This window comes from Escherichia sp. E14S1 (assembly GCF_004211995.1).
Classification (GTDB): Bacteria; Pseudomonadota; Gammaproteobacteria; order Enterobacterales; family Enterobacteriaceae; genus Escherichia.
In genome coordinates, this window is sequence record NZ_RHJQ01000029.1 from 45,541 (window position 1) to 67,817 (window position 22,277).

The following is a 22,277-nucleotide window of genomic DNA, read 5'->3' on the forward strand; positions in this document are numbered from 1 at the left end:
CCGGATAGTCTCTTCCGGCACCTTCCTTTCTTAAAGCAACACCACGGGCATCCACAGCAAGCCGGTAATCACTAGCAACACGAGGAATATCAGCCCAAAAATCGCCCCCAGTCGCCAGTAATCCACCGTTGGCAGATAACCACTACCGTAGTAAATCGGGCTGGGTCCGGTGGCGTATGGCGTAAGAATGCTCCCCAGACCAATTGCCGCGCCAACCATCAGGCAGAACACCGGCAGCGGGATTCCCGGCATCGCCAGCGCGGCGGCAATCATCATCGGTGCGAGGGCGGAGGTATACGCCGTGGCGCTGGCAAAAAAGTAGCGCAGCAGATAAAAGACCACAATCAACGCCACCATCACTATCGTCGACGAATAACCACTTAAGCTGCCTGCTAACAGTTTGCCAAACCAGCTAATAAAACCGTTGTTGTTGAGTCCGGTGGCAAGGGTGATGAGTGATGCCAGCCAGAAGAAAACGTTCCACGCCGCTTTATTACTGACAATATCGTCCCAGCAGATAATGCGCAGAAGCAGCATCAGTGCCACTACGCTGTAACCGACCATCGCGGCATCGATATAATCACCGCCAAAAATCCACAGCACCAGCGCGCCCACCATCAGCCCCAGCATCCGTTTTTCACGCGAACAGAGCGGGCCCATTGCCTGCAGTTCCGTCTCTGCCCAGCGCGGCACCTGATCGCCAGACTTCAATACCGGCGGGTACAGTACGTAAGCCAGCCAGGGAACCAGCAGAACCAGTAAAATACTGAGCGGCAACATCCCGAGGAACCAGTCGCCCCAACTCAGCGTGGCGTGAGATGCGCTTTTCATCAGTCCAATTAACAGCAAGTTTGGTGCCATTGCCGTCAGGAAAATGGCGCTGGTCACGCAGTCGGCAACAATCCCCATCCACATGATGTACGAGCCAATACTGCGCGAACTGCTGTCGTTCGGCCGTGATTGATAGAGCGGCGGCAGGTTACGGATGATGGGATAGATAATCCCCGCACCGCGCGCCGAGTTGGACGGTGTTACAGGTGCCAGGATCAGCTCGGAGAACATCACCGCATAGCCGAGAAACAGTGTGCGATGCCCCATCTTTTTCACCAGAATCAGCGCGATGCGACGTCCAAGACCGGTTTTTTCATAGCCAGTGCCAAACATAAAGGCGGCGAAAATCAGCCAGATAACCGAATTAGAAAAACCAGAAACCGCCCAGGAAAGAGATTTGGCGGTGAATTTAAAACCTGGCTGGGCGAGCTGCTCCGGGCTGAACAGCAGCCAGGGGGAGAGAATGGCGATGATGGAGATACCCACCATCGCCACCACGGCACCCGGCACGGGTTCGAGGATCAGCCCAACGATCACGCCAGTAAAAACGGCAAAGTAGAGCCAGGTATGACTCTCCAGCCCTGCGGGAACCGGAATTAGAGCAATAATGGCGATGACCGCCAGCGGCGCAAGGTATCGCCACCATTCAGTGGAAGGTTTCATCGTGTTATGCCTGCGAAAAAGGAGAGGGGGCGAGCCTCTCCGTGAGGGTTATTTGATGTAATGGACGTGCTCGCAGATCTCTTCCGCGATGGGCTCGCGGCGTTCGGCGAACAGCTTTTTGTTTTCGGCTATCAGGTTGTTGCCGTGGGTATCTATAGAGACAATCAGCGGGCCGAACTCTTTGACCCGGCAGACCCACAACGACTCCGGCATCCCGAGTTCTGTCCAGTGCACCTCTTCAATTTCTTCCACCTGAGTTGCTGCCAGCACCGCGCAGCCAGCCGGGAAAATCACATGCAGCGCCTTGAATTTCTGACAGCCCTCTTCGGTCAGCGGCCCCATTCCGCCTTTGCCAACCACCAGTTTCACGCCGGTCTGCTCGATAAACTCACGTTCAAAACTTTCCATACGCATACTGGTTGTCGGGCCAACGGACACCATCTCCCATTTGTCGCCGTTTTTGCGCACGATGGGGCCAGCGTGGAAAATCGCTTTGCCGTTGAGATCGTAAGGGATCGGACGTTTCAGTTCGATCAAGCGGCGGTGACAAACGTCACGGCAGGTCACCAGTGTACCGGTCAGGTAGATCACATCGCCGACGCGAATATCTTGCAGATCTTCAGCTTTGATCGGGGTTGTCAGGATCTTTTTCATAACGCGCTCCGGGTGTGAGACAGATTTTCAAAGGTGAGATCGGCATGAACCAGCAGTGTGCCGCGACGATGCGCCCAGCAGCCTGTAGAAACAGCAACGCCGATGGTTGACGGATGGCGGGCGGCAGATTCGATATGTACGCCCATCACTGAACTGTTGCCAGTCAGCCCTTGTGGACCAATCCCCAGACGGTTGAGTCCTTCTTCCAGGCGTACCTCCAGCTCTGCCGCTTTTGGATTAGGATGGCGGCTGCCAATCGGGCGCAAAATGGCTTTACGCGAGAGCACGGCGGCGGTTTCCACTGAGGTGGCGATGCCCACGCCTACCAGTACTGGCGGACAGGCGTTTACAGCGAGAGTAGAGATATTTTCAAAGACGAATTTCACTACGCCTTCGTAGCCTTCCGAAGGCATTAATACTTTCGAGCGACCAGGCAGTGTGCAGCCGCCGCCAGCCATGTAAACTTCGATTTCCGCATCGTCACCGTCGGGAATGATGTCCCAGGTAACCCACGGTACGCCGCTGCCGGTATTTTTGCCGGTGTTCACTTCGTCAAAAATTTCCACCGCGTTGTGGCGCAGTGGCGCTTTGACGGTTGCTTCTTCCACAGCTTGCTTAAGAATGCTTCGCAGCTCGCCAAGCAGCGGGAAACGGGAACCGACTTTAACGAAGAACATAATCTCCCCGGTGTCCTGACAGGCAGGACGATTCAGGTCGATCGCTTTTTGCATGTTGTCGAACATCGTGTGGTAGATGATTTTTCCCATCGACGATGTTTCGGCATCCTTTAGCTGTTTTAGTTTATCCACCACGTCATCAGGCATCCGGGTAGATATCATAGCGGTAAAGTTAGCGACAATATCCGTCAGCTTATTCACTGCCTGTTGCTTATTACTTTCGCTCATCATGGCAACTCCAGTTTCTGTATTTGTCTGGAAAAATTCACCGTCACAAACTACCACTAAAAATGTGGTTTTATATTTTTTGCCGCCGTGAATATGTAATTAACAGTTCGTTAATCAACACGAAAATAAGAACGAATATTGCGCCAGAGCAGGGAATGGCAATGTTTTGCGAAATACACTGCGTTTATCAAAACTGCGGATATTTAACAATGCTAAATAGCTGGCCTTTAGCCAAAGACTTGCAGGTACTGGTGGAAATCGTCCATAGCGGGAGTTTTAGCGCCGCTGCGGCAACGCTTGGGCAAACGCCTGCATTTGTCACCAAGCGGATCCAAATCCTTGAAAATACGCTGGCAACCACACTGCTGAACCGCTCTGCCCGAGGCGTGGCACTGACTGAAAGTGGCCAACGTTGTTACGAACATGCGCTGGAAATCCTCACCCAATATCAGCGACTGGTCGATGACGTCACGCAAATCAAAACGCGCCCGGAGGGGATGATTCGTATTGGTTGCAGCTTTGGCTTTGGGCGCAGTTATATTGCGCCAGCCATTACCGAACTGATGCGCAATTACCCTGAATTACAGGTGTATTTTGAATTGTTCGATCGGCAAATTGATTTAGTGCAGGATAATATTGATCTTGATATTCGTATTAATGATGACATTCCTGATTATTATATTGCGCATCTGTTAACGAAAAATAGAAGAATATTATGCGCAGCACCTGAGTATCTGAAAAAATATTCCCCGCCACAATCATTACAGGAATTAAGTCGCCATGACTGTCTGGTGACTAAAGAGCGTGACATGACCCACGGAATATGGGAGTTAGGGAACGGTCAGGAGAAAAAGTCGGTGAAGGTTAGTGGGCATCTTTCCTCCAACAGCGGCGAGATTGTGCTGCAATGGGCGCTGGAGGGCAAAGGGATTATGCTGCGTTCCGAGTGGGATGTTTTGCCGTTTCTGGAGAGTGGCAAACTGGTGCGAGTATTGCCGGAGTATGCACAAAGCGCCAATATCTGGGCTGTTTACCGGGAGCCGCTCTATCGCAGCATGAAATTACGTGTCTGCGTGGAATTTTTGGCGGCGTGGTGCCAGCAACGGCTGGGTAAACCTGACGAGGGCTATCAGGTTATGTAGGCTCGTCATAAATCACTCGGGATCTTTTTCACGCTTTCTTTTGAATTTCGTCCAGATTTTTGTCTCCTGGTGACGCCACAGACGCTGGATGTTGTCATGATGACGCAGCAGGATCAGGCAAGAGAGCATCGAAACCGGGAAGGTGAATTGAGGCTTGAACCACCAGACATAAAACGGAGCAATCAGCGCGCTGACAATCGCCCCCAGCGACGAATATCCACTCAATAGCACGGTAAGCAGCCAAGTCCCCGCCATCACGCCCGTTAAATCCCAGCCGATCGGAGCAATAGCGCCAAAAGCGGTGGCAACGCCTTTTCCCCCTTTAAAACCGAAGAAAACGGGCCAGATGTGTCCAAGACAGGCGGCAATCGCAATTAATCCCAGCCAAAATGGGCTGACGCCTAATTCATATGCTCCCCAGACAGGCAACATACCTTTTAGAACGTCAAAGATCAGCACTGCTACGGCTGCTCCTTTGCCACCCATGCGTAAAACGTTGGTCGCGCCAGGATTACCGGAGCCGCTGGTTCGCGGGTCGGGCAAGCCACAAAGGCGGCAAACCAGAATGGCACTGGAAATGGAGCCGCAGAGGTACGCGATGAGGATCATTCCAGGCGCGATTGCACTCATAAGCTGTTCCGTTTTGAAAATTCGTGTTCAACGATGAATCTGTGGATAATACGCACATTTCGCCGGAAGTGGTATCCGGTTAGCCAAAAAGCAGGCAGGACGTGATGGATATTGTATTTATAGAGCAACTTTCGGTAATCACCACTATTGGTGTTTACGACTGGGAACAGATCATCGAACAGAAGCTGGTGTTCGATATCGAAATGGCGTGGGATAACCGTAAAGCGGCGAAAAGTGATGATGTGGCGGATTGCCTCAGTTACGCTGACATTGCAGAAACGATAGTCAGCCACGTTGAGGGGGCGCGTTTTGCACTGGTGGAACGCGTGGCGGAAGAGGTGGCGGAACTGCTGTTAACTCGCTTTAATTCGCCGTGGGTTCGCATCAAACTTAGCAAGCCAGGCGCAGTGGCGCGGGCGGCGAATGTTGGCGTAATCATTGAGCGTGGCAATAATCTGAAAGAAAATAATTAATTTTACAGCTGTTAAACCAAACGGTTATAACCTGGTCATACTGCAGTAGTTCGGACAAGCGGTACATTTTAATAATTTAGGGGTTTATTGATGAGCGATATGCACTCGCTGCTGATAGCGGCAATATTGGGTGTGGTCGAAGGATTGACAGAATTTCTGCCGGTATCCAGCACGGGCCATATGATTATTGTCGGTCACTTGTTGGGGTTTGAGGGCGACACGGCGAAAACCTTTGAAGTCGTGATCCAGTTAGGATCAATTCTGGCGGTAGTAGTGATGTTCTGGCGGCGTCTGTTTGGTCTGATTGGCATTCACTTTGGACGCCCGTTGCAGCACGAAGGAGAAAGCAAAGGTCGTTTAACGCTGATCCACATTTTGCTGGGGATGATCCCAGCGGTGGTGCTGGGACTGTTGTTCCACGACATGATTAAATCATTGTTTAACCCGATAAATGTCATGTATGCGCTGGTTGTCGGCGGTTTGTTGCTGATTGCCGCCGAATGCCTGAAGCCGAAAGAGCCGCGTGCGCCGGGTCTGGATGATATGACCTATCGCCAGGCGTTTATGATTGGCTGCTTTCAGTGTCTGGCGCTGTGGCCGGGATTCTCTCGCTCCGGGGCGACCATTTCAGGTGGGATGCTGATGGGGGTGAGCCGTTACGCGGCTTCTGAGTTCTCGTTCCTGCTGGCGGTGCCGATGATGATGGGCGCAACGGCGCTTGATCTCTACAAAAGCTGGGGCTTCCTGACAACCGGCGATATCCCGATGTTTGCTGTTGGGTTTATCACTGCCTTCGTAGTGGCGCTGATAGCGATTAAAACCTTCCTGCAATTGATTAAGCGCATTTCGTTTATCCCGTTCGCCATTTATCGCTTTATTGTGGCGGCTGCGGTGTACGTCGTGTTCTTTTGATGTGAAGAATAGTGTCGGATGCCTGGAATTGTCCACGATTGCGTAGGCCGGATAAGGCGTTTACGCCGCATCCGGCAAAGTGCCCAACACTCACTCAGGCTTTGGGCAACGCTGTTCCTTCCAGCTGGCTACCGCTGCAATTCGGCGGCGGGTCAGCTCTTCGCGAATCTCTACACCTTTAAATCCCGCTTCAACGACGGCTTTTGTCGGCACTGACTGCGCCACTTCCCAGGCTTCGCATAACCAGCGTCCTTGCGGGTAGTCCGCCGATTCAAAACCGGTTCTGCCGCGCACGTCTGCCTCGCTGGTCAGCGCCAGTTGCTCTACACGCTGCGGTTTACGCCAGGCATCGATGGAATCGAATAATTTGACGATGGTTTTCGGGTTCAGCATGAGGAAGGTGTGAATGAGATCGTGAAACTCAGCCACCAGTTTGGCTAAATCGCGAATTTCATTTGGCACGCGCAGACGCTGACATAGTTGTTCCACCAACTTAACACCTGCCGGGCCATGTCCATGATGACGTGGCCAAAGTTCTGGCGGCGTCAGTCCTTTACCGAGATCATGGCATAACGTTGCGAAACGGACATCGACCTGCGGACTTAGCATCGCCGCCATGGAGAGCGTCATTAAGGTATGAATCCCGGTGTCGATTTCCGGATGCCATTTGGCGGGGGCCGGAACGCCGAACAGGGCGTCAATTTCCGGGAATAAAACGCGCAGTGCGCCGCAATCGCGTAGCACCTGGAAGAACACTTGTGGATTGCGGGTGGTGAGGGCGCTTTCCGTCTCTTTCCACACCCGTTCAGGCGTAAGATGTTCCAGTTCGCCCGCGTGGGTCATCTCGCGCATCAGCGCCAGGGTTTCATCAGCAATACGAAAACTGAGGTGGGCATAACGCGCAGCAAAACGTGCCACGCGCAGCACGCGTAGCGGATCCTCGCCAAAAGCGGGGGAAACATGGCGTAACAGACGATTTTGCAGATCGCCCAGACCGTTGTACGGGTCGATAATCTCGCCGTCATCGTCCTGGGCCAGCGCATTAATGGTCAGATCACGACGCTTAAGATCATCTTCCAGCGTGACATCCGGTGCGGCATAGCAGGTAAAACCGGTGTAACCGGAGCCGGATTTCCGTTCGGTACGTGCCAGCGCATACTCTTCATGCGTCTGCGGATGCAGAAAAACAGGAAAATCGCGGCCTACCTGCTGGTAGCCCGCGTCGAGCATCTCCTGTGGCGTACTGCCGACCACCACCCAATCTCTGTCTTTGACCGGTAGCCCTAACAATGCATCCCGTACCGCACCACCGACCAGATAAATCTTCACGCCATCTTCCCTTCGTCAAATACACAATTCCTAATAATAAGACAGTGCAACGAAGAAGGCGATTTAGTTCATCCAGCGATCTTTGCGTTTGCGCGTTGGGATCAGGTGCGGTAATACCAGTCCGAGCAGCAAGCCAAGACCTAGTACACCGCCGCCATACATAAACCATTGCATGATGATGGTGCGCTGTTTGTCATCTAACTGCACGCTGGCGGCATCGACCTTTTTCTGAGCGACAATCAGTTCGTTTTTCAGCTTCTGATTTTCTTCTTTTAACCCGTTGATCACGCTGTCGCTCTGCGCCACTTTTTGCTGCATTTCAGCAGTGCGCTGATTCCAGGTGTTATCAATATTGGTGAGCTTATCGGTCAACGTTTTGACCTGATTTTCCAGCACCGGTACACGAGTGCGCAGGCTTGGCTCGGTATTAAGTTCTTTTAACGGGATCCAGGCGGTACGGCCGGAGCTGTCTTTCACCTGGGCATAATTGGTGTTGGCGTCAGTTTGTAATAAGGTTACTTCCTCGCCCGCGTTAACTGTGCCCACGAGGCGATAATTATCCCCCGGACCACTGCGGACCCAAGTGTTCAGTTCGTCAGAAACATAGCGCTTTTCTTCGGCGTGCGAGACGGCAGTGGCGCTAAGTGCAAGTATAGTTAATCCGATCAGGCGTAATTTTGGCATCAGGCTGTCGTTATTGTCTGGGAAAAGTGGAACGATAGTAGTGGCATCAGTGTCGCTACGCAAAGCATTCGCTATCAATCGGAATCCTCTGTGTCAGGTCTTGCCACAGCTTCAATCTTTTACGCCCGTCAAATTGCCCGTTGCATGGCAATTTGGCGCAAAATACTATCTACTGACAAAAAAGATCGCATTAAGTTCGCCGTTCATCGTCACTAATGTGACATAACCGGATAAGTAAAGGCCATGGCTCAGGAAATCGAATTAAAGTTTATTGTTAATCACAGTGCCGTTGAGGCGTTGCGTGACCATCTCAATACGCTGGGCGGCGAGCACCATGACCCCGTGCAGTTGCTGAATATTTACTACGAAACGTCGGATAACTGGCTGCGTGGGCACGATATGGGCTTGCGTATTCGTGGCGAAAATGGTCGCTATGAAATGACGATGAAAGTCGCCGGGCGAGTGACTGGCGGTTTACACCAGCGCCCGGAATATAATGTGGCGTTGAGCGAACCGACGCTCGACCTGGCGCAGTTTCCGACGGAAGTCTGGCCGAACGGCGAGTTACCTGCCGATCTCGCTTCCCGCGTACAACCGCTGTTCAGCACCGATTTTTATCGCGAAAAATGGCTGGTGGAGGTCGATGGCAGTCAGATTGAAATTGCCCTCGACCAGGGGGAAGTGAAAGCTGGGGAATTTGCTGAGCCTATCTGCGAGCTTGAACTGGAACTGCTTAGCGGCGAAACGCGCGCGGTGCTGAAACTGGCAAACCAACTGGTATCGCAAACTGGTTTACGCCAGGGCAGCCTGAGCAAGGCGGCGCGTGGCTATCATCTGGCGCAGGGAAATCCCGCGCGTGAAATCAAACCCACCACCATTTTGCATGTTGCGGCAAAAGCCGATGTGGAACAGGGGCTGGAAGCGGCGCTCGAGCTGGCGTTAGCACAATGGCAGTACCATGAAGAGTTGTGGATACGCGGCAACGAGGCGGCGAAAGAGCAGGTGCTGGCAGCAATCGGCCTGGTTCGCCATACTCTGATGCTGTTCGGCGGTATCGTGCCGCGTAAAGCGAGCACTCACTTACGTGATCTGCTGACTCAATGCGAGGCGACCATTGCTTCTGCGGTTTCTGCCGTGACGGCGGTCTATTCTACCGAAACGGCAATGGCGAAACTGGCGTTGACCGAATGGCTGGTAAGCAAAGCCTGGCAGCCGTTTTTAGATGCCAAAGCACAGGGCAAAATCAGCGATTCCTTCAAACGCTTTGCCGATATCCATCTTTCCCGCCATGCCGCTGAACTGAAAAGCGTTTTTTGCCAGCCGTTGGGCGATCGCTACCGTGACCAGTTGCCACGCCTGACACGTGACATTGACTCAATACTGTTACTGGCGGGTTACTACGATCCTGTCGTCGCGCAAGCCTGGCTGGAGAATTGGCAGGGGCTGCGTCACGCTATTGCGACCGGGCAACGCATTGAAATTGAACATTTCCGTAATGAAGCAAACAATCAGGAACCGTTCTGGTTGCACAGCGGAAAACGTTAATCAGGCAAGGATAAAATCGCTTATGAAGCCGCTCTCTTCACCGTTACAGCAGTACTGGCAGACCGTTGTTGAGCGGCTGCCAGCGCCTTTAGCCAAGGAATCACTTAGCGCACAGGCGAAGTCAGTACTTACTTTTAGTGATTTTGTGCAGGACAGTGTAATTGCGCATCCAGAGTGGCTGACGGAGCTGGAAAGCGAGCCGCCACAAGCCGATGAATGGCAGTATTACGGCGAGTGGTTACAGGAGGCGCTCAGTAACGTGAGTGACGAGGCTGGGTTAATGCGTGAACTGCGGCTATTCCGGCGGCGCATCATGGTACGTATCGCCTGGGCGCAAACGCTGGCACTGGTTACTGAAGAGAGCATATTGCAGCAGCTCAGCCATCTGGCGGAGACGCTGATTGTTGCGGCGCGTGACTGGTTGTATGACGCATGCTGCCGCGAGTGGGGAACGCCGTGCAATGCGCAGGGCGAAGCGCAACCGCTGCTGATTTTAGGCATGGGTAAGCTGGGTGGAGGGGAACTGAATTTCTCCTCAGATATCGATCTGATTTTTGCCTGGCCTGAACATGGTTGTACGCAGGGCGGACGCCGGGAACTGGACAACGCTCAGTTCTTTACCCGCATGGGGCAGCGGTTGATTAAAGTGCTGGATCAACCAACGCAAGATGGCTTTGTCTATCGCGTAGATATGCGGCTGCGTCCGTTTGGCGAAAGTGGCCCGCTGGTGCTGAGCTTTGCGGCGCTGGAAGATTATTACCAGGAGCAGGGGCGTGACTGGGAGCGTTACGCGATGGTCAAGGCGCGGATTATGGGCGATAGCGACGGCGCTTATGCTAACGAATTGCGTTCGATGCTGCGCCCGTTTGTTTTTCGTCGTTACATCGATTTCAGTGTGATTCAGTCTCTGCGCAACATGAAAGGGATGATTGCCCGTGAAGTGCGTCGCCGCGGTTTGACCGACAACATCAAACTTGGCGCAGGCGGCATTCGCGAAATTGAATTTATCGTCCAGGTGTTCCAGCTTATTCGCGGCGGGCGCGAGCCGTCGCTGCAATCGCGTTCATTATTGCCTACCCTCAACGCCATTGCGGCATTGCATCTGCTCTCTGAGAAAGATGCCGAACAATTGCGAGTGGCGTATCTGTTCCTGCGGCGCCTGGAAAACCTGCTGCAAAGCATTAATGACGAACAAACCCAGACGCTTCCTGCAGATGAGCTTAACCGTGCGCGGCTGGCGTGGGCGATGGAGTTCGCTGACTGGCAGCAACTGACCGGAGCGCTGGGCGGACATATGGCTAATGTGCGTCGGGTATTTAACGATCTGATTGGTGACGACGAAAGCGAAACCCAGGAAGAGACACTGTCGGAGCAGTGGCGTGAGCTGTGGCAGGATGCATTGCAGGAAGATGACACCACGCCAGTGCTGGCGCATCTTAGCGAAGATGATCGCAAACAGGTGCTGACGCTGATTGCCGATTTCCGCAAAGAGCTGGATAAGCGCACCATTGGCCCGCGCGGGCGTCAGGTGCTCGACCATCTCATGCCACATTTGTTAAGTGACGTATGTGCGCGTGAAGACGCTGCTGTCACGCTGTCGCGCATTACCGCCTTGCTGGTGGGGATTGTTACCCGCACCACCTATTTAGAATTGCTCAGTGAATTCCCCGCGGCGCTTAAGCATTTGATTTCTCTGTGTGCCGCATCGCCGATGATTGCCAGTCAACTGGCGCGTTATCCATTATTGCTGGATGAACTGCTCGATCCGAACACCCTCTACCAGCCGACAGCGACGGATGCCTATCGCGACGAATTGCGCCAGTATTTGCTGCGCGTGCCAGAAGATGACGAAGAACAACAGCTTGAGGCGCTGCGTCAGTTCAAACAGGCGCAGCTGTTACGCATTGCCGCTGCGGATATTGCCGGTACGTTACCGGTAATGAAAGTGAGCGATCACTTAACCTGGTTGGCAGAAGCCATGATAGATGCCGTCGTTCAGCAGGCATGGGTTCAAATGGTCGCCCGTTACGGAAAACCGACCCACCTGAACGAACGTGAAGGTCGAGGCTTTGCGGTGGTTGGCTACGGTAAGCTGGGCGGTTGGGAGTTAGGCTACAGTTCCGATCTTGACCTGATCTTCCTCCATGATTGCCCGATGGATGTAATGACGGACGGCGAGCGGGAAATCGACGGGCGGCAGTTTTACCTGCGTCTGGCGCAACGCATTATGCACTTGTTCAGCACGCGCACGTCTTCCGGTATTTTGTACGAAGTGGATGCACGGCTACGCCCGTCCGGGGCGGCGGGAATGCTGGTTACTTCCGCAGAAGCGTTTGCCGATTATCAGAGAAACGAGGCCTGGACGTGGGAACATCAGGCGCTGGTACGTGCTCGCGTGGTATATGGTGATCCACAATTGACCGCTCAATTTGACGCAGTACGCCGGGAGATTATGACGTTGCCGCGTGAAGGCAAAACTTTACAGACAGAAGTGCGGGAAATGCGCGAGAAAATGCGCGCCCATCTCGGCAATAAACATCGCGATCGCTTTGATATCAAAGCCGATGAAGGCGGAATTACCGATATCGAATTTATTACCCAATATCTGGTGTTGCGCTACGCCCATGAAAAACCGAAGTTAACGCGCTGGTCAGACAACGTGCGCATTCTGGAACTACTGGCGCAAAACGACATTATGGAAGAGCAGGAAGCGATGGCGCTGACCCGTGCTTACACTACGCTTCGCGATGAACTTCATCATCTGGCATTACAAGAGTTGCCAGGCCATGTGCCGGAGGATTACTTCACCGCAGAGCGTGAACTGGTCCGGGCAAGCTGGCAGAAGTGGCTGGTGGAGGAATGAAATATGGTATTATCGCGCGCAAATTTTGAATCTCTCAGGAGACAGGAATGAAAGTAACGCTGCCAGAGTTTGAACGTGCAGGAGTGATGGTGGTTGGTGATGTAATGCTGGATCGTTACTGGTACGGTCCCACCAGCCGTATCTCGCCGGAAGCGCCAGTACCCGTGGTTAAAGTGAATACCATCGAAGAACGTCCGGGCGGCGCGGCCAACGTGGCGATGAACATCGCTTCTCTCGGTGCAAACGCACGCCTGGTGGGGCTGACAGGTATTGATGATGCGGCGCGCGCGCTCAGTAAATCGCTGGCGGACGTGAACGTAAAATGCGACTTCGTTTCTGTGCCGACGCATCCGACCATCACTAAACTGCGGGTGCTTTCTCGTAACCAACAGTTGATCCGCCTGGATTTTGAAGAAGGTTTCGAAGGTGTTGATCCGCAGCCGCTGCATGAGCGGATTAATCAGGCTCTCGGTACGATTGGCGCGCTGGTGCTTTCTGACTATGCGAAAGGTGCGTTGGCAAGCGTACAGCAGATGATCCAACTGGCGCGTAAAGCGGGAGTTCCGGTGTTGATTGATCCAAAAGGCACCGATTTTGAACGCTACCGCGGCGCTACGCTGTTAACGCCTAATCTCTCGGAATTTGAAGCTGTTGTTGGTAAATGTAAAACCGAAGAAGAGATTGTTGAACGCGGCATGAAACTGATTGCCGACTACGAACTCTCTGCGCTGCTGGTAACCCGTTCCGAGCAGGGGATGACGCTGCTGCAACCGGGTAAAGAGCCGCTGCATATGCCAACTCAGGCGCAAGAAGTCTATGACGTTACCGGTGCAGGCGACACGGTGATTGGCGTGCTTGCGGCAACGCTGGCGGCTGGTAATTCGCTGGAAGAAGCCTGCTTCTTTGCCAATGCGGCGGCTGGTGTGGTGGTCGGCAAACTGGGGACATCCACGGTTTCGCCGATCGAGCTGGAAAACGCAGTACGTGGACGTGCAGACACTGGTTTTGGCGTGATGACCGAAGAGGAACTGAAGCTGGCCGTAGCGGCGGCACGTAAACGCGGTGAAAAAGTGGTGATGACCAATGGCGTCTTCGACATTCTCCACGCCGGGCATGTCTCTTATCTGGCAAATGCCCGCAAGCTGGGTGACCGCTTGATTGTCGCCGTGAACAGCGATGCCTCCACCAAACGCCTGAAAGGGGATTCTCGCCCGGTTAACCCGCTCGAACAGCGTATGATTGTGCTGGGCGCACTGGAAGCGGTCGACTGGGTGGTGTCGTTTGAAGAGGACACGCCGCAGCGCCTGATCGCCGGGATCCTGCCAGATCTGCTGGTAAAAGGAGGCGACTATAAACCAGAAGAGATTGCCGGGAGTAAAGAAGTCTGGGCCAACGGCGGCGAAGTTCTGGTGCTCAACTTTGAAGACGGTTGCTCGACGACCAACATCATCAAGAAGATCCAACAGGATAAAAAAGGCTAACCGGAAAGCGGTTCACAGATCTCGCTTCGTGCCAGGTAGACCTATTGACGCTGTTGTTTTTTCAACCTAAAGTAAAGGAACAAGGGTAAGGGAGGATTTCTCCCCCCTCTGATGAGTTGTTAGTAAGTCGGGAAACTTAACAGTAACAACACAACCAGTATGATGACGAACTTCATCATAACCCTTTCCTTCTGTAAGGCCCCTTCTTCGGGAGGGGCTTTCCCGTTTCAGCCCCTTACTGACTCCCCGATTGTTGATTAGCGCCTGACCCCGCGCAACGCTTTCCCTGATGCAGTTTTCTCTTCCCCGAGTCGACTCGCAAAACGCTGCAATAGCCTGATCATTTGCACTTTTTAGCGGAATGCAGATATAAAAAATCCCCGGCTTTTTGGGCCAGGGATATGCGTTAATGAAACCTTCTTGACGCTGATTTTTTTTCAACCTAAAGTAAAGGAACAAGGGTGAGGGAGGATTTCTCCCCCCTCTGATTGGCTGTTAGTAAGCGTGGAAACTTATCAGTAACAACACAATCAGTATGATGACGAGCTTCATCATAACCCTTTCCTTCTGTAAGGCCCCTTCCTCGGGAGGGGCTTTCCCGTTTCAGCCCCTTACTGACTCCCCGATTGTTGATTAGCGCCTGACCCCGCGCAACGCTTTCCCTGATACAGATTTCTCTTCCCCGAGTCGACTCGCAAAACGCTGTAACAACCTGATCATTTGCACTTTTTAGCGGAATGCAGATATAAAAAATCCCCGGCTTTTTGGGCCAGGGATGTGTGTTAATGAAACCTTCTTGACGCTGTTGTTTTTTCAACCTAGAGTAAAGGGACAAGGGTGAGGGAGGATTTCTCCCCCCTCTGATTGGCTGTTAATAAGCTGCGAAACTTACGAGTAACAACACAATCAGTATGATGACAAGCTTCATCACAACCCTTTCCTTCTGTAAGGCCCCTTCCTCGGGAGGGGCTTTCCCGTTTCAGCCCCTTGCTGACTCCCCGATTGTTGATTAGCGCCGGACCCCGCGCAACGCTTTCCCTGATACAGTTTTCTCTTCCCCGAGCGGTCACGTAAAACGCTGTAACAAACTGATCATTTGCACTTTTTAGTGGAACGCAGATATAAAAAATCCCCGGATTTTTGGGCCAGGGATGTTCATAGATGAAAATTTATTCTACGTTTTCTGCGACGGGAGTTGTTGAGGTTAAGGGTAAAGTCAATGCCGCTAGCGAGCCGCCTGAAACGCCAATTTCATTGAGCAAGGAGTCAATCAGCGGTGCCTGTGTGCGGTAAGAAAGGGCGGCAGACAATGCCTGTTCCGCCAGATTTCCGCCACCAACGCTGCCTGATGCCGCATCCCCCGCAGCGCCACCACGGTTCAATCCATCTACCTGAATAATCTTGATGCCGTCGATAGACTTCATCGGTTCAACGGATTTCTCTATTACCGCAGGTAACGACTGTAATAGCGCCAGTTTGAATTTAAGGCTGGTTTGTTCATCAGAAAGCACGTTGATTGCATCGTTCAGCGCACGTTGCGCTTCTGCTTCCGCCAGACCTTTTTTACGCGTAGCTTCGGCTAACTCAACGATCGCTGCCGCCTGCATTTCTGCGGCTTCTTTCTCTGCTTTTGCTCGGACGGTCAGTTCGACCGCTTTGGTTTCTGCGTCTTGCGCTGCTGCGATCAGCGCCACCTGCTTGGCACGATCGGCTTCGGCTGTCTGGCGAGTGGTTTCTACGTTTTGTTGCGCACTTACCGCTTCTGCAAGTGCGAGGTTGGCACGCGCTTCTGCCTGTGATTGTTGTTCTGATTTTGCCGCAATAGCGATCGATTTCGTCTGGTTGGCGATTTCGGTAACCTGCTGCTGTTCGATCTCTTTAATGCGAACTTCACGTTCAGCCTCAACCTTTCTTGAGCGGACGGCCTGTTCGCGGTCGATTTCCGTTTCCTGAATCTGTCGTTCAGCCAGAATTCGCGTCTGCTCTGCTTCACGACGACGTTCAGCTTCAAAAGCCGCAATTTTCGCATTCTGCTCAGCGGTACGGGTTTTAACCTGCTGCTCCTGCTCAAGCGTCATAAACGCTTCTTGCTGTTCAATCTCCAGCTTCCGCGAAAGAGCGTCTCGATTTTTCTCACGCACTGCAACTTCTACATCCTGTTCAACTTCGTTACGCTCGCGACGACGGCGTTCCGTCTCCTGGGTTAGTTTGGTCAAACCTTCGGCGTCAAAAGCGTTGTTCGGGTTAAAATGCTCTTTCGAAGTCTGGTTAAAGTTGGTGAGTGAAACACTTTCCAGTTCCAGTCCGTTTTTCGACAAGTCTTCTGCCACGGTATTTTGTACACCCTGCACGAAGTTCTCGCGGGTATCCTGTAACTCATGCATGGTCATTTGCGCAGCGGTGGCGCGTAGGGCATCGACGAATTTATCCTCGACCAGCATACGTAAATCTTCTGGTGATAGAGTGCGTTGCCCCAACGTCTGGGCCGCAGTGGCGATGCCTTCTACTGACGGTTTTACCCGTACAAAGAAAGCCACTACAACATCAACACGCATACGATCTTTCGTAATCAGGCTATCAATAGTAGAACGGCTGACTTCCAGCTTAAGCGTATTCATATTGATAGGAATGATTTCGTGGAAGATCGGCATTACGATTGCGCCGCCGCTCATTACCACTTTTTGCCCGCCTAACCCGGTACGAACAAATGCCTGCTCGGCAGATGCCCGACGATAAAGTCGCGCGAAAATAATACCGATAATAAACAGAACACATACGGCAACAATCGCCATAAACATCCATGACGGTACTAAGTTAACGATATCATCCATTATTAAATTTCCTTTTGTTTAAATATTTACAATATATTTGGCCAGGGATTTTTTTCTGCTAAATATCGTGTTGCAGAAAGTCGGCAAATAATCAATACCTTGTCACCTTTGGTGAAGTTTTTTCCTTCTTCAGGTTCCAGTAATAGATAGTGTATTTGACCAAATTGATCGGTAAGTTTTCCTTCACAGGGTCTGCCTGATATTGCCTGATGACCGGTAATTAATGCCATGCAGCCAATATATTCTTCTTCTGTAATAGCAGAACTATGATCGCGAGGAATCCAGGGGGCGATCGCCTTGCCGATATAATGCACTGTAATAACAGTGAGCAGTAAACAAACAGGAACCACCAACAGGTTTGAGAGTGGAGCTTTCCAGACCGTCACGCAGGCATGCTGTAGAACGATGCCGATAAGGCCAAAAAAACCAGCCAACAGGCAGAGGATGACGAGGGCTGGTAGCCTTCCAATATTAAGATAATGAAGTGCCTGACTAATATTACCTGTGGTTATGGAATCGTAATGATCAAGATGTGCATCAAGAGCACCGGAGAGCATGTGACCGCAGACAATAGCAATAATTTCTAACAGGCCGATCAAAAGTACAAAGGAAATAGCGAAAAGATAAGGTGTGTTATAGTCGGCAAATAAAATCATCAGTCACTCCATCGTCCATTCAGTGACGCATTGTTTACTATGGTATGATTTCCTTTCTTACATTTATCTTTGCTAATAATAACATGCGTTAGTGAAATTTTAAAAGGGAAAGTCTTTTAACGTTGTAATTATTTTCAATAAAAAGTGTGATCCAAAACAATATATTTACGCACGTTATGTTTAAAGGCACTACACTGATTAAGGAATACTGAAATCAGAAAAAGCATATGGCCTTAAAAGGTATGCGATAACCGGAGGATGTGCTTATGGATCATGGTCTTAATTCTTTAAATAATTTCGATTTCCTGGCGCGTAGTTTTGCCAGAATGAATGCTGAAGGTCGACCGGTCGATATTCTGGCCGTCACTGGTAATATGGATGAAGAACACAGAACCTGGTTTTGCGCTCGTTATGCCTGGTATTGCCAGCAAATGACACAGTCAAGAGAACTGGAACTAGAACATTGAGATTACGGGCCGTCAGGCCCGTTTTTGTGGTGCTTTATTCTGCTTTATCAACTGGCGGGATGGCGGGAGGAGATTGAACTTCTGCTGCCGGATTACTACGAGCTTCCAGTTCACTGATGCGCTGCTCCAGTAACGCCAGTTTCTCACGAGTCCGTAACAGGACCTGCGTCTGCACATCAAATTCTTCGCGGCTTACCAAATCGAGGCGAGTCAGCTGTGCTTGTAGGGTTTGGCGGATTTTTTTCTCCACATCTTCCCCGAACTCCCTGATTCCTTTAGGCATTGATTCGTGAACCTGGCGAGCAATTTGCTCAATTTTTTTCGGGTCAATCATTGTAGTTTCCCTGTACTGATAGGTGTTTGGTGCCATTGTAGTGCGATAAGGGTAAGTCATAAACCAGAATTATGTGAACCTATGCGTTGCTGCCGTTAATCATTAGCGTTATAGTGAATCCGCTTATTCTCAGGGCGGGGCGAAATTCCCCACCGGCGGTAAATCAACTCAGTTGAAAGCCCGCGAGCGCTTTGGGTGCAAACTCAAAGGACAGCAGATCCGGTGTAATTCCGGGGCCGACGGTTAGAGTCCGGATGGGAGAGAGTAACGATTCTGTCGGGCATGGACCCGCTCACGTTATTTTGGCTATATGCCGCCACTCCTAAGACTGCCCTGATTCTGGTAACCATAATTTTAGTGAGGTTTTTTTACCATGAATCAGACGCTACTTTCCTCTTTTGGTACGCCTTTCGAACGTGTTGAAAATGCACTGGCTGCGCTGCGTGAAGGACGCGGTGTGATGGTGCTTGATGATGAAGACCGTGAAAACGAAGGCGATATGATCTTCCCGGCAGAAACCATGACCGTTGAGCAGATGGCTCTGACCATTCGCCACGGTAGCGGTATTGTTTGCTTGTGCATAACCGAAGAACGCCGTAAACAACTCGATCTGCCAATGATGGTCGAAAATAACACCAGCGCCTATGGCACCGGTTTTACCGTGACCATTGAAGCTGCTGAAGGTGTGACTACCGGTGTTTCTGCCGCTGACCGTATCACGACCGTTCGCGCAGCGATTGCCGATGGCGCAAAACCTTCAGACTTGAATCGCCCTGGCCACGTTTTCCCATTGCGCGCACAGGCGGGTGGTGTACTGACTCGTGGCGGTCATACCGAAGCGACTATTGATCTGATGACGCTGGCAGGCTTTAAACCTGCAGGTGTGCTGTGTGAACTGACTAATGACGATGGCACTATGGCCCGCGCGCCAGAGTGCATCGAGTTTGCCAACAAACACAATATGGCGCTGGTCACTATTGAGGATCTGGTTGCATACCGTCAGGCGCATGAGCGCAAAGCTAGCTGAAAATAACTGCTAAAACTGGTGCGATAATCAAAGAAACCGAAGCTGTTGAAGGCTTCGGTTTTATTTTGCCCTTACCCTGCTGAATGTAAATTTCACCGCTTTATCTATGAGTAAATTTCACTAATATCAGACAACCTTTTTCATTATGATCAAAATCATATAAATGTTCCGATATTATGCGACCATATAAATATATCCGAAAATGGATATGTGAAATTTATGCGCTAAATGTTTGGTATTGTTAAATATTAAGGGTAAAAAGGATGTTTATCTCCTGGTACTGGATTGTATTGATTGCGCTGGTTGTGGTGGGGTATTTCCTGCATTTGAAACGTTATTGTCGGGCGTTTCGCCAGGACAGAGACGCACTGCTTGAAGCGAGAAACAAATACTTAAACAGTGCGAGAGAAGAGACAGCAGAAAAGCTGGAGTAGTGCTTCTGCGATGCCTGCAGATGTTGTCCATGCTGGACAACATCTGAAGTTGTTTTCAACCAATTCCCGCCGTTTGTAACAGCACTAAACTAAATCCCATTACTGACATCCCACACAGCACGCCATAGCTGGGATTATTATTGGGATCAATCTCTTTGGCTAACGGCATTAATTCGTCCACGGAGAGCGCCACCATGATTCCTGCAACCGCCGCCATGATTGCCGCCATGACCACAGGGGAAATCATGCTACCAAGGATTAACCACGCCAGAACGCCGCCGAGAATTTCCGCCAGCCCAGAAATCCCCGCCCACAGAATTGCGGTGCGTTTCGACCCCGTTGCCGCGTAAACCGGCCCCGCAACCGCCAGACCTTCAGGAATATTGTGCAAAGCCACGGCCAGTGCGATGCCAAAGCCCAGCTCCAGGTTACTGCTTGCCGTAACAAAGGTGGCAATCCCTTCCGGGAAGTTATGCAGACTGATTCCAAGAGTGAGCAGAATAGCAGTGCGCTTGATTGATTTGGGCAACGGTTGCACCGATTTTTGCATTAAATCCTGCGGATGCGCATGCGGCAACATGCGGTCCAGACCAAAATAGCCCAGCAGACCAAAAATAAACATCCCGTAGCCCAGAACGGGGGACATTCCTTCGGCGGCTAATGCGGCAGGGAGCATCTCCATCAATGAGATAAGCAACATGATCCCCGCCGCAAACCCTAGCGAAAATGCCAGCAGTCGGTTCGAGGGTTTTTGCCCGAGAACGCCGAGAAACGCGCCAATAAACGTGGCTGCCCCCGCCAGTATGGTCAGAATGAGAGGTACTGACATCGACAACTCCTTATAAATCTTCACCTTCAGGCAGATCGTCAAAATAACTGATGATGATCATCATCGTTATCCGGGTTCTTACTCCGCCGAACGAGCGTATTGTGAGGATATCAAAATGACACCTTTAGTTAAGGATATCATCATGTCTTCAACACGTATGCCAGCATTGTTTTTAGGTCACGGTAGTCCGATGAACGTGCTGGAAGATAATTTGTATACCCGCAGTTGGCAGAAGTTGGGGATGACATTGCCACGCCCGCAAGCGATTGTCGTGGTTTCGGCTCACTGGTTTACCCGTGGTACAGGAGTGACTGCGATGGAGACGCCGCCAACGATTCATGACTTTGGCGGCTTTCCGCAGGCGCTGTACGACACCCATTATCCGGCTCCTGGCTCACCGGCTTTGGCTCAGCGATTGGTTGAGCTGTTAGCGCCAGTGCCTGTCACACTGGATAAAGAAGCCTGGGGCTTTGACCACGGCTCGTGGGGCGTACTGATTAAGATGTATCCGCAAGCGGATATCCCGATGGTGCAGTTAAGTATTGATAGCACCAAACCCGCCGCCTGGCACCTTGAGATGGGGCGTAAACTGGCAGCGCTGCGAGATGAAGGAATAATGTTGGTCGCCAGCGGTAACGTGGTGCATAACCTGCGCACGGTGAAATGGCATGGCGATAGTTCCCCCTATCCGTGGGCGACGTCGTTTAATGAGTATGTGAAAGCGAATCTGACGTGGCAAGGACCGGTGGAGCAGCATCCTCTGGTGAATTATCTCGACCATGAAGGTGGCGCGTTATCGAATCCAACACCGGAGCATTACCTGCCGCTATTGTATGTTTTAGGTGCATGGGATGGGCAGGAGCCAATTACCATTCCGGTCGATGGTATAGAAATGGGCAGTTTAAGTATGTTGTCGGTGCAGGTAGGTTAATAGATGAAGAAAACCGAAGCCAATTTCTGGCTTCGGTTTGCATTACCTTACTTTCTCAGCAGCTTGAGTCCCCATGCGCCGCTCATCACTAATAGCAGCAATAAGCAAAGACCAAAAGCCAACATACAGGCCTGAGCCATGTTCATAAAGTGCCACGGCGGTAGCAGATACCAGCCTTCAGATTGCTGATACATCGCCACAAACCACTGCTGCATACTGCTCAGTGTGACGCCATCGGGAACGATTGGCGCATCATAGCCGCAATCCCCGGTAGGTTTGAACCAGTTTGGTGCCCACTGTGCCAGCGGCAGGTTAAAGGGGAAAGTTGGATCGGTAGAGCAACCCTGAACGCCAAACAGTGAATCGGGATCCGGGTTATGCACCGCATGGTGGATATCGTTCAGTTTGAATGAAAACTTCAGCCCCATGATGCTGCCGTAAAATGCCATCACGCAGCCAATTAGCTTAAGGATGATGTTCTTCGGGTTGATCGCCGCAACCAATCCTCCAATAACCATCACAAACATGGCATAGCGAATGTATACACATTGCTCACAGGGGGCCATGTAGAGATAGATCTGGAAGAAAGAGTGCGCCAGGATAATTAACGCGCCCATCGCAACGGCCATTAACAACGAGCCTGTACATAGATTTGT

Annotated in this window: 24 protein-coding genes and 1 riboswitch; of the genes, 10 read left to right on the forward strand and 14 right to left on the reverse strand. The window is 51.6% G+C overall.

What is annotated here, in order from left to right; genetic code table 11:
* Nucleotides 1-30: 30 nt before the first annotated feature.
* From ttdT to ttdA, 3 genes are read right to left on the reverse strand one after another with little or no spacing between them, the layout of a single operon-like run.
* On the reverse strand, nt 31-1,494 hold the full coding sequence (ttdT, locus tag D9734_RS21535; RefSeq protein WP_130210434.1) for an L-tartrate/succinate antiporter: 1,464 nt from the start codon (nt 1,492-1,494) through the stop codon (nt 31-33).
* A gap of 48 nt (nt 1,495-1,542) precedes the next feature.
* A complete protein-coding gene (gene ttdB / locus D9734_RS21540; protein ID WP_130210436.1) occupies nt 1,543-2,148 on the reverse strand; it encodes a L(+)-tartrate dehydratase subunit beta in 606 nt (201 codons plus the stop codon).
* Nucleotides 2,145-3,056, reverse strand: a complete 912-nt coding sequence (gene ttdA, locus D9734_RS21545; protein WP_130210438.1) for a L(+)-tartrate dehydratase subunit alpha — start codon at nt 3,054-3,056, stop codon at nt 2,145-2,147. Before ttdA ends, ttdB begins: the two co-directional genes overlap by 4 nt.
* Before the next feature lie 206 nt (nt 3,057-3,262).
* On the opposite strand from ttdA, the gene ttdR reads away from it, so the two are divergent.
* Nucleotides 3,263-4,195: an L-tartrate utilization transcriptional activator TtdR gene (gene ttdR / locus D9734_RS21550; RefSeq protein ID WP_130210440.1), complete on the forward strand. Its 933-nt coding sequence runs from the start codon at nt 3,263-3,265 to the stop codon at nt 4,193-4,195.
* A gap of 12 nt (nt 4,196-4,207) precedes the next feature.
* Here ttdR and plsY read toward each other — a convergent pair whose 3' ends face one another.
* The gene (gene plsY, locus D9734_RS21555; RefSeq protein ID WP_130210442.1) at nt 4,208-4,825 is read right to left on the reverse strand and encodes a glycerol-3-phosphate 1-O-acyltransferase PlsY; all 618 of its coding nucleotides are present in this window, start codon (nt 4,823-4,825) and stop codon (nt 4,208-4,210) included.
* Nucleotides 4,826-4,929: 104 nt separating this feature from the next.
* Here plsY and folB point away from each other — a divergent pair, with 104 nt between their 5' ends.
* Together folB and bacA are read left to right on the forward strand one after the other, a co-directional pair.
* Nucleotides 4,930-5,298: a bifunctional dihydroneopterin aldolase/7,8-dihydroneopterin epimerase gene (gene folB / locus D9734_RS21560; RefSeq protein ID WP_130210444.1), complete on the forward strand. Its 369-nt coding sequence runs from the start codon at nt 4,930-4,932 to the stop codon at nt 5,296-5,298.
* A gap of 90 nt (nt 5,299-5,388) precedes the next feature.
* Nucleotides 5,389-6,210 carry an undecaprenyl-diphosphate phosphatase gene (gene bacA / locus D9734_RS21565; RefSeq protein WP_130210446.1) on the forward strand — a complete coding sequence of 274 codons (822 nt, stop codon included), beginning with the start codon at nt 5,389-5,391 and terminating at the stop codon, nt 6,208-6,210.
* Between the two features lie 90 nt (nt 6,211-6,300).
* On the opposite strand, the gene cca is transcribed toward bacA, so the two are convergent.
* Nucleotides 6,301-7,539 carry a fused tRNA nucleotidyltransferase/2',3'-cyclic phosphodiesterase/2' nucleotidase/phosphatase Cca gene (cca, locus tag D9734_RS21570; protein WP_130210448.1) on the reverse strand — a complete coding sequence of 413 codons (1,239 nt, stop codon included), beginning with the start codon at nt 7,537-7,539 and terminating at the stop codon, nt 6,301-6,303.
* A 63-nt stretch (nt 7,540-7,602) separates the two neighbouring features.
* Nucleotides 7,603-8,223, reverse strand: coding sequence for a TIGR04211 family SH3 domain-containing protein (locus D9734_RS21575; protein ID WP_130210468.1), 621 nt, complete (start codon nt 8,221-8,223; stop codon nt 7,603-7,605).
* Between the two features lie 243 nt (nt 8,224-8,466).
* Here D9734_RS21575 and ygiF point away from each other — a divergent pair, with 243 nt between their 5' ends.
* Genes ygiF through hldE form a run of 3 tightly spaced genes read left to right on the forward strand, consistent with a single transcriptional unit; the run spans nt 8,467 to nt 14,112 of the window.
* The gene (gene ygiF / locus D9734_RS21580) at nt 8,467-9,768 is read left to right on the forward strand and encodes an inorganic triphosphatase (RefSeq protein ID WP_130210450.1); all 1,302 of its coding nucleotides are present in this window, start codon (nt 8,467-8,469) and stop codon (nt 9,766-9,768) included.
* 22 nt (nt 9,769-9,790) lie between these two features.
* Nucleotides 9,791-12,631 (forward strand): bifunctional [glutamate--ammonia ligase]-adenylyl-L-tyrosine phosphorylase/[glutamate--ammonia-ligase] adenylyltransferase, encoded by a 2,841-nt coding sequence (gene glnE / locus D9734_RS21585; RefSeq protein WP_130210452.1) that lies wholly within the window; start codon nt 9,791-9,793, stop codon nt 12,629-12,631.
* A gap of 47 nt (nt 12,632-12,678) precedes the next feature.
* Entirely contained in the window at nt 12,679-14,112 is a 1,434-nt protein-coding gene (gene hldE / locus D9734_RS21590) for a bifunctional D-glycero-beta-D-manno-heptose-7-phosphate kinase/D-glycero-beta-D-manno-heptose 1-phosphate adenylyltransferase HldE (protein WP_130210454.1), read from the forward strand.
* A 119-nt stretch (nt 14,113-14,231) separates the two neighbouring features.
* Here the strand turns inward: hldE and ibsE are convergent, their stop codons facing one another.
* From ibsE to D9734_RS21615, 5 genes are all read right to left on the reverse strand, one after another.
* A complete protein-coding gene (gene ibsE, locus D9734_RS21595; RefSeq protein ID WP_001387082.1) occupies nt 14,232-14,291 on the reverse strand; it encodes a type I toxin-antitoxin system Ibs family toxin in 60 nt (19 codons plus the stop codon).
* Between the two features lie 316 nt (nt 14,292-14,607).
* Nucleotides 14,608-14,667, reverse strand: coding sequence for a type I toxin-antitoxin system Ibs family toxin (locus D9734_RS21600; protein WP_104917541.1), 60 nt, complete (start codon nt 14,665-14,667; stop codon nt 14,608-14,610).
* A gap of 316 nt (nt 14,668-14,983) precedes the next feature.
* Nucleotides 14,984-15,043: a type I toxin-antitoxin system Ibs family toxin gene (locus D9734_RS21605; protein WP_001387081.1), complete on the reverse strand. Its 60-nt coding sequence runs from the start codon at nt 15,041-15,043 to the stop codon at nt 14,984-14,986.
* Between the two features lie 238 nt (nt 15,044-15,281).
* Nucleotides 15,282-16,943 (reverse strand): flotillin family protein, encoded by a 1,662-nt coding sequence (locus D9734_RS21610; RefSeq protein ID WP_130210456.1) that lies wholly within the window; start codon nt 16,941-16,943, stop codon nt 15,282-15,284.
* 26 nt (nt 16,944-16,969) lie between these two features.
* Entirely contained in the window at nt 16,970-17,599 is a 630-nt protein-coding gene (locus D9734_RS21615) for an OB-fold-containig protein (RefSeq protein ID WP_130210458.1), read from the reverse strand.
* Nucleotides 17,600-17,865: 266 nt separating this feature from the next.
* Between D9734_RS21615 and glgS the strand changes: the two genes are divergently transcribed.
* Nucleotides 17,866-18,066: a cell surface composition regulator GlgS gene (gene glgS, locus D9734_RS21620; protein WP_130210460.1), complete on the forward strand. Its 201-nt coding sequence runs from the start codon at nt 17,866-17,868 to the stop codon at nt 18,064-18,066.
* 34 nt (nt 18,067-18,100) lie between these two features.
* Here glgS and ubiK read toward each other — a convergent pair whose 3' ends face one another.
* Nucleotides 18,101-18,400 (reverse strand): ubiquinone biosynthesis accessory factor UbiK, encoded by a 300-nt coding sequence (gene ubiK, locus D9734_RS21625; RefSeq protein ID WP_064529620.1) that lies wholly within the window; start codon nt 18,398-18,400, stop codon nt 18,101-18,103.
* Nucleotides 18,401-18,521: 121 nt separating this feature from the next.
* Nucleotides 18,522-18,670, forward strand: a riboswitch (FMN riboswitch).
* A gap of 103 nt (nt 18,671-18,773) precedes the next feature.
* Between ubiK and ribB the strand changes: the two genes are divergently transcribed.
* Both ribB and yqiD read left to right on the forward strand, forming a co-directional pair.
* A complete protein-coding gene (ribB, locus tag D9734_RS21630; protein ID WP_113305203.1) occupies nt 18,774-19,427 on the forward strand; it encodes a 3,4-dihydroxy-2-butanone-4-phosphate synthase in 654 nt (217 codons plus the stop codon).
* Between the two features lie 263 nt (nt 19,428-19,690).
* The gene (gene yqiD, locus D9734_RS23290) at nt 19,691-19,861 is read left to right on the forward strand and encodes a protein YqiD (protein WP_165382779.1); all 171 of its coding nucleotides are present in this window, start codon (nt 19,691-19,693) and stop codon (nt 19,859-19,861) included.
* 55 nt (nt 19,862-19,916) lie between these two features.
* On the opposite strand, the gene zupT is transcribed toward yqiD, so the two are convergent.
* Nucleotides 19,917-20,690 carry a zinc transporter ZupT gene (gene zupT, locus D9734_RS21635; RefSeq protein ID WP_001295627.1) on the reverse strand — a complete coding sequence of 258 codons (774 nt, stop codon included), beginning with the start codon at nt 20,688-20,690 and terminating at the stop codon, nt 19,917-19,919.
* A gap of 142 nt (nt 20,691-20,832) precedes the next feature.
* Between zupT and ygiD the strand changes: the two genes are divergently transcribed.
* Nucleotides 20,833-21,621, forward strand: coding sequence for a 4,5-DOPA dioxygenase extradiol (gene ygiD, locus D9734_RS21640; protein WP_167852517.1), 789 nt, complete (start codon nt 20,833-20,835; stop codon nt 21,619-21,621).
* Nucleotides 21,622-21,668: 47 nt separating this feature from the next.
* Here ygiD and dsbI read toward each other — a convergent pair.
* On the reverse strand, nt 21,669-22,277 hold a 609-nt coding region (gene dsbI / locus D9734_RS21645; RefSeq protein ID WP_130210464.1), incomplete at its 5' end, for a protein-disulfide oxidoreductase DsbI.

What these genes read in the sequence shown, in the direction of transcription:
- ttdT (WP_130210434.1), bottom strand. Translation starts at nt 1,494, where the DNA reads ATGAAACCTTCCACTGAATGGTGGCGATACCTTGCGCCGCTGGCGGTC.
- ttdB (WP_130210436.1), bottom strand. Translation starts at nt 2,148, where the DNA reads ATGAAAAAGATCCTGACAACCCCGATCAAAGCTGAAGATCTGCAAGAT.
- ttdA (WP_130210438.1), bottom strand. Translation starts at nt 3,056, where the DNA reads ATGATGAGCGAAAGTAATAAGCAACAGGCAGTGAATAAGCTGACGGAT.
- ttdR (WP_130210440.1), top strand. Translation starts at nt 3,263, where the DNA reads ATGCTAAATAGCTGGCCTTTAGCCAAAGACTTGCAGGTACTGGTGGAA.
- plsY (WP_130210442.1), bottom strand. Translation starts at nt 4,825, where the DNA reads ATGAGTGCAATCGCGCCTGGAATGATCCTCATCGCGTACCTCTGCGGC.
- folB (WP_130210444.1), top strand. Translation starts at nt 4,930, where the DNA reads ATGGATATTGTATTTATAGAGCAACTTTCGGTAATCACCACTATTGGT.
- bacA (WP_130210446.1), top strand. Translation starts at nt 5,389, where the DNA reads ATGAGCGATATGCACTCGCTGCTGATAGCGGCAATATTGGGTGTGGTC.
- D9734_RS21575 (WP_130210468.1), bottom strand. Translation starts at nt 8,223, where the DNA reads ATGCCAAAATTACGCCTGATCGGATTAACTATACTTGCACTTAGCGCC.
- ygiF (WP_130210450.1), top strand. Translation starts at nt 8,467, where the DNA reads ATGGCTCAGGAAATCGAATTAAAGTTTATTGTTAATCACAGTGCCGTT.
- glnE (WP_130210452.1), top strand. Translation starts at nt 9,791, where the DNA reads ATGAAGCCGCTCTCTTCACCGTTACAGCAGTACTGGCAGACCGTTGTT.
- hldE (WP_130210454.1), top strand. Translation starts at nt 12,679, where the DNA reads ATGAAAGTAACGCTGCCAGAGTTTGAACGTGCAGGAGTGATGGTGGTT.
- D9734_RS21610 (WP_130210456.1), bottom strand. Translation starts at nt 16,943, where the DNA reads ATGGATGATATCGTTAACTTAGTACCGTCATGGATGTTTATGGCGATT.
- D9734_RS21615 (WP_130210458.1), bottom strand. Translation starts at nt 17,599, where the DNA reads ATGATTTTATTTGCCGACTATAACACACCTTATCTTTTCGCTATTTCC.
- glgS (WP_130210460.1), top strand. Translation starts at nt 17,866, where the DNA reads ATGGATCATGGTCTTAATTCTTTAAATAATTTCGATTTCCTGGCGCGT.
- ubiK (WP_064529620.1), bottom strand. Translation starts at nt 18,400, where the DNA reads ATGATTGACCCGAAAAAAATTGAGCAAATTGCTCGCCAGGTTCACGAA.
- ribB (WP_113305203.1), top strand. Translation starts at nt 18,774, where the DNA reads ATGAATCAGACGCTACTTTCCTCTTTTGGTACGCCTTTCGAACGTGTT.
- yqiD (WP_165382779.1), top strand. Translation starts at nt 19,691, where the DNA reads ATGTTTATCTCCTGGTACTGGATTGTATTGATTGCGCTGGTTGTGGTG.
- zupT (WP_001295627.1), bottom strand. Translation starts at nt 20,690, where the DNA reads ATGTCAGTACCTCTCATTCTGACCATACTGGCGGGGGCAGCCACGTTT.
- ygiD (WP_167852517.1), top strand. Translation starts at nt 20,833, where the DNA reads ATGTCTTCAACACGTATGCCAGCATTGTTTTTAGGTCACGGTAGTCCG.